This window comes from Humibacter ginsengiterrae (assembly GCF_054780115.1).
The window spans coordinates 40,146-50,503 of record NZ_BAAGWY010000018.1; the positions used below are offsets into that span (position 1 = coordinate 40,146).

8 protein-coding genes are annotated in these 10,358 nt (G+C 67.7%); 4 read left to right on the forward strand and 4 right to left on the reverse strand.

Annotated features, from left to right (window positions below; all coding sequences use genetic code 11):
- Nucleotides 1-38: 38 nt before the first annotated feature.
- The 4 genes from ACYVII_RS17220 to ACYVII_RS17235 form a co-directional block, all read right to left on the reverse strand.
- Complete coding sequence (locus ACYVII_RS17220; protein WP_460537386.1) at nt 39-1,058, reverse strand: zinc-dependent alcohol dehydrogenase family protein; 1,020 nt, start codon at nt 1,056-1,058, stop codon at nt 39-41.
- A gap of 203 nt (nt 1,059-1,261) precedes the next feature.
- A complete protein-coding gene (locus ACYVII_RS17225; RefSeq protein WP_460537388.1) occupies nt 1,262-2,461 on the reverse strand; it encodes a hypothetical protein in 1,200 nt (399 codons plus the stop codon).
- 80 nt (nt 2,462-2,541) lie between these two features.
- Nucleotides 2,542-3,402, reverse strand: a complete 861-nt coding sequence (locus ACYVII_RS17230) for a hypothetical protein (protein ID WP_460537390.1) — start codon at nt 3,400-3,402, stop codon at nt 2,542-2,544.
- A 185-nt stretch (nt 3,403-3,587) separates the two neighbouring features.
- Entirely contained in the window at nt 3,588-4,622 is a 1,035-nt protein-coding gene (locus ACYVII_RS17235; protein WP_460537392.1) for a LacI family DNA-binding transcriptional regulator, read from the reverse strand.
- Nucleotides 4,623-4,768: 146 nt separating this feature from the next.
- Between ACYVII_RS17235 and ACYVII_RS17240 the strand changes: the two genes are divergently transcribed.
- From ACYVII_RS17240 to ACYVII_RS17255, 4 genes are all read left to right on the forward strand, one after another.
- Nucleotides 4,769-5,773 (forward strand): carbohydrate ABC transporter permease, encoded by a 1,005-nt coding sequence (locus ACYVII_RS17240; RefSeq protein WP_460537404.1) that lies wholly within the window; start codon nt 4,769-4,771, stop codon nt 5,771-5,773.
- Nucleotides 5,770-6,735 (forward strand): carbohydrate ABC transporter permease, encoded by a 966-nt coding sequence (locus ACYVII_RS17245; protein WP_460537394.1) that lies wholly within the window; start codon nt 5,770-5,772, stop codon nt 6,733-6,735. The genes ACYVII_RS17240 and ACYVII_RS17245 overlap by 4 nt, the downstream gene beginning before the upstream one ends.
- A gap of 61 nt (nt 6,736-6,796) precedes the next feature.
- The gene (locus ACYVII_RS17250; RefSeq protein ID WP_460537396.1) at nt 6,797-8,149 is read left to right on the forward strand and encodes an ABC transporter substrate-binding protein; all 1,353 of its coding nucleotides are present in this window, start codon (nt 6,797-6,799) and stop codon (nt 8,147-8,149) included.
- Between the two features lie 125 nt (nt 8,150-8,274).
- The gene (locus ACYVII_RS17255) at nt 8,275-10,053 is read left to right on the forward strand and encodes a glycoside hydrolase family 35 protein (protein ID WP_460537398.1); all 1,779 of its coding nucleotides are present in this window, start codon (nt 8,275-8,277) and stop codon (nt 10,051-10,053) included.
- Nucleotides 10,054-10,358: the final 305 nt, after the last annotated feature.

The window sequence follows — 10,358 nt, forward strand, 5'->3', positions numbered from 1 at the left end:
CCTGGCTCGGTAGGGCTTGACGGATGCCCGGCACGGGTTCAGACGGTGAGCAGCACCTTGGTTGCGCGGCGCTCGTCCATCGCCTTGTAGCCTTCAGCGGCCTGTTCGAGCGGCAGTGCGAGGTCGAACACCTTGCCCGGGTCGATCGTGCGCGTCCAGATCAGGTCGATCAGCTCGGGCAGGAATCGGCGAACGGGTGCCGGTCCGCCGAGCAGGTGAACTTCTTTGAAGAACAGCTCGTCACCCGGGATGGCGACGTCGTGGGCGACTCCGACGAAACCGATGTGCCCGCCGGCGCGGGTCGAACGGATCGCCTGCAGGAACGACTCCTGCGTTCCGACCGCCTCGATCACGCTGTGCGCGCCGAGGCCTCCGGTGAGCTCTTTGACGCGGGCCACGCCGGCATCCCCGCGCTCCTCCACGATGTCGGTCGCGCCGAACTCGCGCGCGAGCGCCTGCCGGTCGGCGTGGCGGGACATCGCGATGATCCGCTCCGCGCCGAGCTGCTTCGCGGCCAGCACACCGAGCAGGCCGACCGCTCCGTCGCCGACGACCGCGACCGTCTTACCGGGGCCGGCTTCTGCGGCGACTGCAGCGAACCATCCGGTTCCGAGCACGTCGGATGCCGCCAGCAGCGACGGAATCAGGTCCGGGTCAGGTTGACCGGGCGTGGCGACGAGCGTGCCATCGGCCAGGGGGATGCGTGCCTTCGTGGCCTGCGTTCCGATCGAGCCCATGCCCACGACGTGCACGCAGCGGGACTGGTAGCCCGCCTGGCAGATCTCGCACGTGTTGTCGGAGGCCATGAACGATCCGACGACGAAGTCGCCTACCTTGATGTTCTTCACGTCCGGGCCGATCTCTTCGACCACGCCGACGTACTCGTGACCCATCGGGGTGTGGTCCGGATGGTCGACCCCGCGATACGGCCAGAGGTCCGAGCCGCAGATGCAGGTGGCAGCGAGACGGATGATCGCATCCGTCGGCTCGACGATCGTCGGATCTTCGCGCTCGACGACGCTGATCTCGCCGGGAGCATCCATGATGACTGCGCGCATTGCGTGGCCTCCAGTTGTGGTCGATGGGGTGCGATACAAGGGAACACCCTCGCGCGCGTTCGTGGGAGTCCTTGGCGGAACAGGTAATGGCAGGGCATGCCAGACCCCGGCTGGACGGGGCGAGAAGGCCTCGCCCCGTCCAGTCGATGGTGGGACGCCTGGTTCAGGCCTTGGTGAGGCCGAACCTGCGCGTCTGCGCTGGACTACGCCAGACCTGGCAGCGAACCCGCGACATCATGGATGCCTGCCAGCGACCCGGTGAGGTTGCCGGCACTGGGCAACGTGCCGACGTTCGGCAGCGTGCCGGTGAGGTTGCCGACGTTCGGCAGCGACTCGGTGAGGTTACCGAGGTTCGGCAGCGACCCGACGTTCGGCAGCTTGCCCGTGACGTTGCCGATGCTCGGCAGCGACCGGGTGAGGTTGCCGATGCTCGGCAGCGACCGGGTGACGTTGCTGGTGCTCGGCAGCACGCCGGTGAGGTTGCTGGTGCTCGGCAGCGACCCGGTGAGGTCGCCGGTGTTGGGCAGCATGCCGGTGATGTTGCCGAGGTTCGGCAGCGACTCGACGTTCGGCAGCGACCCGGTGAGGTTGCCGGTGCTCGGGAGCGCCGAAGTCACCGTGCCGAGGGTGCCGCTCACGGTGGCGAGCGCCTTCCTGGGGCCTGCGACGAGCAGGCCGTCGAGCCCGTCAGTGCGCCGAGCGGTGGCGCCCAGTGCCTCGATCGTCTGGCCGAGAGCGCTGTTGGCTCCGCCTGCGAGATCTCCGAGGGGGATGCCCGGCAGTCGCGAGACCCCGTCGGTGATCAGGCCGGTGTCGACCAGCTTGCTCAGTGCTGCAGCATTGCCCGGCGCCCGGTTCACCAGGCCGCTGACGGCAGTGACGCCGTCGCCTGCGGTGGTGCGCACGGCGCTGTCGAGGGTACCCACGGCACCATCCGCGACGCCGGCGGCGGCGCGGGCGGATCCCGTGGCCGTGCCGGCGACGTTCGACACGGTGTTGTCCGCCGAGCTCGTGACGCTGTTCACCGCAGAATCGGCGCTCCCGATGACGCCGGTCGTGGTGGAACCTGTGGTGCCCACGAGAGCACCGGCCGTAGCGCCGGTGGTGCGGATGGTGTCGTTGACCGTGGCGCCGGTCGTGCCGATCACACCGTCCGCGGTGTTGCCCGCCGAGCGGAGAACTCCGCTGACGGAGGAACCGGTCGTGCCGATGACGCCGCCCAGGACGCTGCCGGTGCTGTCGATGGTGCTGCTGGCGCTCGTCGAGGAGAACGCGGATGCCGTGGCTCCGGTGTCGCTCCCCGCGTCTGCCGGTGTCGCAGCGTTTGCTGCGGTCGCGCCGGCGAGTGTCAAGCCACCGGCGATGATGGTGCCCCACAGGGCGCGCGAAATGACGCGATGCATAGTTTCTGTCCTTCGTATCTGAATCTGAGCGCAAGAAAGCGCGAGTGTGCCTGTCCGTCGAGAGCGACGGTGAGGCGGATTCAGTCGGGAGAGACTTCGGGCGATTCCGGCGGTGCCGGCGGCAGCCGATCGCCGGGCTGGAGGCGTGCCGCCGCGGATGTCAGTGCCGCATGCAGCAGCAGGTTCGGCGACATCGCAGAGCCCCCGCCACCCGCTGCTCCCGAGCCGGCGATACCTATTCCGACTCCGAGACATCCGGACGCCTCATTCGGCGGCGTGCCGAACGGCGCAGGCAGCCGGTCGGCTGCCGCGGATCCCGGCCTCGTCGCACTCAGGCCCGCGTGACCCTGCGCGAACGTGCGAGGGACCGCTGACGCCGGGACGGATGTCTGGGAGGCGCTGGCGACCACCGGTCGCGGGGAGGCGGGTACGGGACCGAGCAATGCCACCGCTGGGTAGCGGACGACGTCGACGGCCGAGGTGAGCGTATTCGAGACGGTGCCGTCGAGCGCGTCGAGCGTCGAGCCGGCGGCCGATGCGGCATCGAGGAGAACAGCGGGGGACGTGCCGGCAGACGACCCTGTGTCGCCGAGTCCGGACACGGACGAATCGACGGTCGGGGCCGGCGCCGTGGTGAGCGGCGCGACGGTGCTTTGCACGGCGGAGGTCACGGCGGATGTCGTCGACGCGAGGTCGTTCGAGGTGCCGGTCGCGAGTCCCACGATCGACGAGCCGACGGACTGCGTGGACGGCGGCGTCGATGCCGTTGTCGAGGAGCTGGACACGGCCGGAATGTCATCCGGAATCGCGTCTTCGGCGTGGGCGCTCTGCGAGGCGACGCCGAGAACGACTGTGAGAATCACCCATCCGGCGGCAAGTGCGGCACCGAGCAGAAGGACGCGCAGCAGCCAGGAAGCTGGGCGCGATTCCGAGATTTCCACTGATGAGCCGTTCGTGAGCGTCGAGGAATCGTTGGACTCTTGGAGCCGTCATTCGGCTCGTGTTCTTCGACGCAGACAGGAGGAGACGGTACACGGATGAGCAGAGCATGTCCACCCCGTATGAGGGATAGACAGCCCAGACTACTGCTTCCTTCGACCCGGGCCTTCTCCGAGAGTCCGAGGTGTCAGCGCGTCACGAACGGCGCCGTCGACTCCCGCACCACGAGCTCGTTCTCGATCAGCCGCAGCCCCGGCTTCACGGTCTCGCGCTGGATCGCCTGGTTGAGCAGAGCGAACGCGCGCTGGCCGACCTCCGCGAAGTTCTGCCGGACCGTAGTCAGTGGCGGCCAGTACTCGGCCGACTCGGGGTTGTCGTCGAAACCGACGACGCTGATCTCGCCGGGCACATCGCGGCCCGCCTCGTGCAGGGCGCGGAGCACACCGAGCGCGAGCTGGTCGTTCGCGCAGAAGACGGCCGAGACATCCTGCCGGGCGGCGATCGTTCGGCCGGCCTCGTAGCCCGATTCGGCCCGCCAGCTTCCACCGAGGGGCTCGGGCGCCTCGATTCCGTGGGACCGCAGCGTCTGCCGCCAGCTCTCGGCGCGGTCTGATGCCGCGTTCGAGCTCTCGACCGGTCCCGCCACGTGCCAGACGGTCGGATGCCCGAGCTCGAGCAGGTGCTCGACCGCCAGTCGCGCGCCCTGTCTCTGGTCTGCGTTCACCGAGATCCGGTCGTCGTACGCGCGGGAGTCCACGAGCACGGAGGGGATGCGGTCGGGGAATGTGATCGAGTGCTCGCGCAGCTCGTGCGCCTCGAGGATGACGATGATCCCGTCGACCGCTTCGTGGTCCAGGCGGGAGAGGGCATCCGTGATGTCGCCCGTCGACGGGTCGCCGATCGAGATCAGGTCGATGGAGAATGCGTGTGACGCGGCCTCGGCCGTGATCGCGTCGAGGATGCGGATCGACCCGATGTTCTGCAGCGTGAACATGAGCACGCCGATCGTCTGGAACCTGCCGCTCTTCAGGGCACGTGCTGCGCTGTTGGGCCGGTAGTCGAGCTCCGCCATTGCGGCGAGCACCCGGTCGCGGGTTTCGGCCTTGACGGTGTCGAGGCCGTTGGAGACGCGGCTGACCGTCTGCGATGAAACGCCGGCCCTCGCGGCGACATCGGCGATGGATGCCGGGCGCAGCCATTCGCGTTGCTCCGTGTCGGTCATCGCGCTCCCTCGCTCCGCGACCGCTCATCCGCCCCGGCAGCAGCACCGGCGACAACGAGCGCGGTCGACAGAATCGTATCGCCGAGTATGTTAACGTAAACATGTTTACGTGAACATCGTTCATTGAGGAACCCGAAATCGTGTCCATCACCTCATCGCCCGCATCCCCGGCGGGCGCGGCCGGCTCCCCCGCCGGCTCACCCGGCTCCCCCGCCGGTTCCCGCCAGAAGAGCGGCGGCTCTCGCTCGCAGGGCGGCCCTACCCGCCGCAAGCGCTCGACACTCCAGCGCCGCGTCTCGCTGGCCGGCGTCGGCTTCGTGGCGCCGTTCATGATCGGCCTTGCGCTGTTCATCGTGGCGCCGATCGTCTACGCGCTTGCCCTGAGCGTCTTCCGCACGCAGCTCGTCGGCGGCACTGCCTTCGTCGGCCTTGGCAACTACATCACGCTCTTCCAGGACGCGAAGTTCTGGGAGTCGTTCCTGCGCGTGCTGCTGTTCCTCGTCGTTCAGGTGCCGATCATGCTCGTGCTCTCGCTCATCGCGGCGCTCGCGCTCGACAGTGCGCGTCTGCACGGCGCAGGGTTCTTCCGCATCGCGATCTTCCTGCCCTACGCGGTTCCCGGAGTGGTCGCCGCGCTCATCTGGGGCTTCATCTACGGCGATCAGTTCGGCCTCACCGCGGCCGTGAACGACGCATTCGGGTGGCACCTGGCGCCGCTGGCCAAGTCGTGGATCCTCGGCTCGATCGGCAACATCGTCACCTGGGAGTTCATGGGCTACAACATGCTCATCTTCTACTCGGCGCTGCGCGTCATCTCGCCCGACCTGTACGAGGCCGCCGAGCTGGACGGCGCCGGCGCCTGGCGCGTGATGTTCAACATCAAGCTGCCGGCCATCCGCGGATCCCTCGTGATCGCGGTCATCTTCTCGATCATCGGAAGCTTCCAGCTCTTCAACGAACCCAATCTGCTGCAACCGCTCGCGCCGAACTCCATCGGCAGCAACTTCACCCCGAACATGTACGCCTACAACCTGTCGTTCGCCGGCCAGCAGTTCAACTACTCCGCGGCCGTCGCCATCGTGATGGGGCTGATCACCGCCGTCATCGCCTACGTGGTGCAGGTGCGCGGAACGAGAGCGGAGAACCGATGACCAGCGCGACCACGACAACACGGACGGATGCCAGCACCCGGCGCACGGATGCCAGCGCGCGCCGTGCAGGCGGCATCCGTCGTCCCATGAGCGCGGTGGGTCGACGCCGGCCGGTCGCGCGGCCGCGCCGCAACATCGTGCTCACCATCGTGATGGCGCTCTTCGTCGTCTACTCGTTCGTGCCGTTGGCCTGGCTGCTCATCAACGCGACGAAGACGCAGGCCGACCTGTTCTCCACGTTCGGACTCGGGTTCGGACACCACTTCGCGCTGTTTCAGAACATCGTCGAGACGTTCACGTACAAGGACGGCATCTTCCTGCACTGGTTCGGCAACACCCTGCTGTACGTCGTGGTCGGTGCGGGAGGCGCGACACTGCTGGCGACGCTGGCCGGCTACGGTCTCGCGAAGTTCGCCTTCCGCGGCAGGCGCGCCGTGTTCGCGGTCGTGCTCGGCGCGATCGCCGTGCCGGGAACGGCCCTGGCGGTGCCGACATTCCTGCTGTTCAGCCAGATCGGGCTGACGAACACGCCGTGGGCGATCATCCTGCCGTCGTTGATCAGTCCGTTCGGGCTCTACCTGGTCTGGACGTTCGCGATCGACGCCGTTCCCACGGAGGTGCTCGAGGCGGCGCGCATGGACGGCGCGAGCGAGCTGCGCACCTTCTTCACGATCTCGCTGAAGCTGCTCGCGCCCGGCATCGTCACGGTGCTCCTCTTCGCGATCGTCGCCACCTGGAACAACTACTTCCTGCCGTTGATCATGCTGAGCGATCCGACCTGGTATCCGCTCACCGTCGGCCTCGGCCAGTGGAGCGCGCAGGCCACCGGCGTGGGCGCGCAGCCGATCTTCAACCTCGTCATCACGGGAAGCCTGCTCACGATCGTGCCGATCGTCGTGGCCTTCCTCTTCCTGCAGCGCTACTGGCAGTCGGGGCTGGCCGCCGGAAGCGTCAAGTCGTGAGCGCATCCGTCGTTCTCCTCTACCCGAACCCCTCACATCCCGATGAAGTGAAAGGCACGAAATGAAACACAGCACGCGATCGTCGGCGCTCCGCCGGCTCGCATCCGTCGCGGCCGCCGGTGCGGTCGTCGCGGCTGCCCTGGTTGGATGCTCGTCATCCGGCAACGGCGCAGGCGGCAGCTCGACAGACGTGAACGCGGCGCTCAAGGAGGGCGGCACCATCACGTACTGGACGTGGACCCCGGCCGCCAAGGCACAGGTCGCCGCGTTCGAGAAGGCGTACCCGAAGGTGCACGTCAAGCTCGTCAACGCCGGCACCAACACGACGGAGTACACCAAGCTGCAGAACGCGGTGAAGGCGGGCAAGGGCGCACCGGATGTCGCCCAGGTCGAGTACTACGCGCTCCCGCAGTTCGCGCTCAGCGACTCCCTCGTCGACCTGAAGCAGTTCGGTTTCGACAAGCTGAAGAAGGACTTCTCGGTCGGTCCGTGGGGCAACGTCAACGTGCAGGGAAAGCTCGTCGGCCTGCCGCAGGACTCCGGCCCGATGGCGATGTTCTACAACAAGACCGTGTTCGACAAGTACGGCATCTCAGTGCCGACGACGTGGGCCGAGTACGTGGATGCCGCCAAGAAGCTGCACGCCGCCGACCCGAACGCCTACATCACCTCCGACAGCGGTGACCCCGGGTTCGCGACCAGCATGATCTGGCAAGCGGGCGGGCATCCGTTCAAGGTCGACGGCACGAAGGTGACGATCAACCTGCAGGACTCCGGCACCAAGAAGTTCACCTCGGTGTGGAACGAGCTCGTCGAGAACAAGCTCCTCTCCCAGACGCCGGGCTGGACGGATGACTGGTACAAGGGCCTCGGCAACGGCGACATCGCCACGCTGATCACCGGCGCCTGGATGCCCGGTGTGCTCGAGTCGTCGGTGCCGCAGGCATCCGGGCAGTGGGCCGTCGCGCCGATCCCGACCTACGACGGCAAGGCCGTGAACGCCGAGAACGGCGGGAGCTCCGAGGTCGTCATGAAGCAGAGCAAGAACCAGGCGCTCGCCGCCGGGTTCCTGAAGTGGCTGAACGACAGCAAGCAGAGCGTCGACATCTTCGTGAAGAGCGGCGGCGGGTTCCCGTCGACGGTCGCCGACCAGAACTCGGATTCGTTCCTGAACCAGGCACCCGCGTACTTCGCCGGCCAGAAGATCAACAAGGTGCTGGTCGACGGCGCGAAGAACGTGCTGCCGGGCTGGCAGTACCTGCCGTACGAGGTGTACGCGAACAGCATCTTCGCTGACACGGTGGGCCAGTCGTACAGCAGCGCGACCTCGCTGGACTCCGGGCTCGAGAACTGGCAGAAGCAGCTGATCAGCTACGGCAACCAGCAGGGCTTCACGGTCAAGGCCGGCTCCTAGCGAAACCTGCCGGTCGAGCGGCGATTGCTGCTCGACCGGCGACCCACCCGATGACGGGCCGGCTCGAGTGACGAGCCGGCCCGTTTCCTCTGCCGCACCCGCACCACAACCTGGAGTTCTCACGCATGGGCCGTTTCGAGATCGGATCCGACGCCTTCCTGCTCGACGGCGCCCCCTTCCGCGTCATCTCGGGGGCGCTGCACTACTTCCGCGTGCATCCCGCGCACTGGCGCGATCGCATCCGGCTCGCCCGTGCGATGGGTCTCAACACCATCGAGACCTACGTTCCGTGGAACGAGCACGAACCGCAGCCGGGTGCCTTCGTGACGGATGACCCGCGCCTCGATCTCGAGGGCTTTCTGCGGATCGTCGCCGAGGAGAACATGTTCGCGATCGTGCGGCCGGGCCCGTACATCTGCGCGGAGTGGGATGGCGGCGGACTGCCGGCGTGGCTGCTCGCCGACTCCGGCGTGCGCATGCGCAGCACGGATGCCCGCTTCCTCGACCCTGCGAAGCGCTATCTGGGTCACGTGCTCGGCATCGTCGCACCGCTGCAGGTGGACGCGGGCGGCCCGGTCATCCTCGTGCAGGTGGAGAACGAATACGGTGCATACGGCGCCGACAAGGAGTACCTGCGCGAGTTGACGCAGGCGACTCGGGCATCCGGGATCTCCGTCCCGCTGATCACGGTCGACCAGCCGAGCGGATCGATGATCGCGGACGGCAGCCTGCCCGAGCTGCACAAGACGGGCTCGTTCGGCTCGCACGCCGCCGAGCGCCTCGCACGCCTGCGGCTTCAGCAGCCGACCGGACCGCTGATGTGCGGCGAATTCTGGTGCGGATGGTTCGACCACTGGGGCGCGCACCACCACACAACGCCCGCTGCAGCGTCGGCGGCCGAACTCGACGCGCTGCTGGCGGCCGGTGCATCCGTCAACATCTACATGGTGCACGGCGGCACGAACTTCGGATTCACGAACGGCGCGAACGACAAGGGCGTGTACCAGCCGATCACCACCTCATACGACTACGACGCCCCGATCGACGAGGCCGGACGCCCCACCGAGAAGTTCTGGGCGTTCCGCGAGGTGATCGCGAAGTACGCGCCCGTGCCCGAGTTCGAGCGGGTGCCGCGCTCGCCGGCACCGAGCTTCGAGGTGTCGCTTTCGCCCGGAGCCGGGCTTCTGGATGCCGCGGCAGCCGTCGGCTTCTGGGAGCCGCATTCGACGCTGCCCACGATGGAAGACCTCGGCGTTTACCGAGGGTTGGTCGCCTACCGGGCCTCATTGTCGAATCGTTCGCCTGCGGTGCTCACCTTCGACGAGGTGCGCGACCGCGCGATCGTCTTCGTGGACGGCGTGCGGGTCGGAGTGCTGGCGCGAGAGCGGCACGAGCGAGCCATGGTGGTGCCCGGCGGCCATGAGCTGCTCGTCGTCGTGGAGGACGAGGGACGTGTCGACTACGGCCCCCGCATCGGCGAGCGGAAGGGCCTGATCGGCCCGGCGAACGTCGACGGCGTTCAGCTTGACCGGTGGGAGACGCTGCGTCTGGACGCGGATGCGCTCGCACGCACGGCTGGTGCTGCTGCGTCGGCGCACATGGTCGGTGGCGGCGTGGCGAGCCGCGGCGACCTGTCGCTGCCTGGATTCCATCGCGTGGTGTTCGAGCTCGAGGCATCCGCCGACCTCTTCCTCGACACGGTCTCCTGGGGCAAGGGTGCAGCCTGGGTGAACGGGTTCCCACTCGGGCGCTACTGGAGCGCCGGGCCGCAGCGCACGCTCTATGTGCCCGCCGGTGCGACGCGCGCTGGCGAGAACGAGCTGGTCGTTCTCGAGTTCGACGCGATGTCGTCGCGTACGGCCCGTTTCGTGCCTTCACCGCAGCTGGGCCACACCGAGGAGTAGGCGGCCGCGGCAGGCCGAGGCATCCGATCAGCGCGTCGGCCCAGCGAGCACGCTGCGGACGAGCGAGCACGCTGTAGACGGGCGAGCACGCTACGGACGAGCGAGCACGGTAGCGCCGTCCATTGCGTGGTGGTTCGTCGATTCCGGGCTCGTTCGTCGTGGCTGGCACATCTGGATCGGTCAAGTCCCGTGGTGTGGTGTCACTGCTGTTGTTCCCTGTGGGTGGGTGATGGTTAGGCGGTGAGGAGCAGTTCGGGGCGGGCGGGCTCGGTGGTCTCGTGGAGGACGTGGATCAGTGCTCGCAT

Coding starts and splice junctions, on each gene's coding strand:
- ACYVII_RS17250 (WP_460537396.1), top strand. CDS start 6,797: ATGAAACACAGCACGCGATCGTCGGCGCTCCGCCGGCTCGCATCCGTC.
- ACYVII_RS17255 (WP_460537398.1), top strand. CDS start 8,275: ATGGGCCGTTTCGAGATCGGATCCGACGCCTTCCTGCTCGACGGCGCC.
- ACYVII_RS17245 (WP_460537394.1), top strand. CDS start 5,770: ATGACCAGCGCGACCACGACAACACGGACGGATGCCAGCACCCGGCGC.
- ACYVII_RS17220 (WP_460537386.1), bottom strand. CDS start 1,058: ATGCGCGCAGTCATCATGGATGCTCCCGGCGAGATCAGCGTCGTCGAG.
- ACYVII_RS17235 (WP_460537392.1), bottom strand. CDS start 4,622: ATGACCGACACGGAGCAACGCGAATGGCTGCGCCCGGCATCCATCGCC.
- ACYVII_RS17225 (WP_460537388.1), bottom strand. CDS start 2,461: ATGCATCGCGTCATTTCGCGCGCCCTGTGGGGCACCATCATCGCCGGT.